A 294-nucleotide genomic window follows, 5' to 3' on the forward strand; every position below is an offset into this window, starting at 1 on the left:
TATGGGGCAGGTCACCCACGCGTTACTCACCCGTCCGCCGCTCAGTCAGTTAAAAATCATCCGAAGAATCTTCTTAACTGCTTCGCTCGACTTGCATGTGTTAAGCACGCCGCCAGCGTTCATCCTGAGCCAGGATCAAACTCTCTGATAAAAGATTTGTTCCAAGTTCAAAATCAACATACTAGCTAATTTATCCCTTTTACTGTTTTAAAGGATCTTTCGATCGTTTTGAATTACTTATTCAGAACTTTCGAGGATGTGTTTCATTGTTTAATTATCAAGGATCTTTGCTGT

The 294-nt window shown here is 41.2% G+C and carries 1 rRNA gene; it reads right to left on the bottom strand.

Going from position 1 to position 294, the window contains the following annotated elements:
* Positions 1 to 151, bottom strand: a 16S ribosomal RNA gene (locus DWX00_RS17920); the annotation flags it as partial.
* Between the last annotated feature and the right edge of the window lie 143 nt (positions 152 to 294).

The organism is Blautia sp. AF17-9LB, from assembly GCF_003479185.1.
Lineage (GTDB): Bacteria > Bacillota > Clostridia > Lachnospirales > Lachnospiraceae > Fusicatenibacter > Fusicatenibacter saccharivorans.